Here is a 526-nt window from a genome sequence, read left to right on the forward strand (position 1 = left end):
CTGTTGCTGTTTGCCAAAGACGATACCGGCATCCATCAGCGCCTTAAACTGCGCTTCATCGTTGTTGTAACCGGGCAGATAGCGCCGGCCGGTCAGTTGGGTGATTTGGTCGCGCACCAGCCGCTGTTCGTAGAATCCATCGCCCAGGCGTTTGTGGACCAGCGCCGGGTCGTGCGTTAACTGTTGTCGCATATAATCCGAGCCCAGCCACTGTTTGTACTGGGTGAATTTCGGGTCGGTCTCGACCAGATAGTGGCTGTCACTGCCCGGTTGCACGGTATACAGACTGTTATTCGGCAAGCGGGTATCAGGCGTCACCACACGTATCACCGGGTCGACTGTTTGCCCTTTGACGGTCTCCGGGGGCAACGTCAGTTCAAACGGCTGACCGGGCGGCAAGACCAGTGGCTGATTTTTGATACCGTTCACCGGCGTGACCGCTGTGGGGGCAGAATGTATCTGACCGGTTTGTCGGTCGGTAATCGTGATATCGGTACCCTGTGGACGGGTATGCGCCTGCCAGGCC

1 protein-coding gene is annotated in these 526 nt (G+C 57.8%); it reads right to left on the reverse strand.

What is annotated here, in order from left to right; translation table 11 throughout:
* A partial coding sequence (locus ACGF49_RS24800) for a hypothetical protein (protein ID WP_387493400.1) occupies window positions 1-526 on the reverse strand: 526 nt, incomplete at both ends.

This window comes from Photorhabdus sp. RM96S, assembly GCF_042879335.1.
Taxonomy (GTDB): domain Bacteria; phylum Pseudomonadota; class Gammaproteobacteria; order Enterobacterales; family Enterobacteriaceae; genus Photorhabdus; species Photorhabdus kayaii.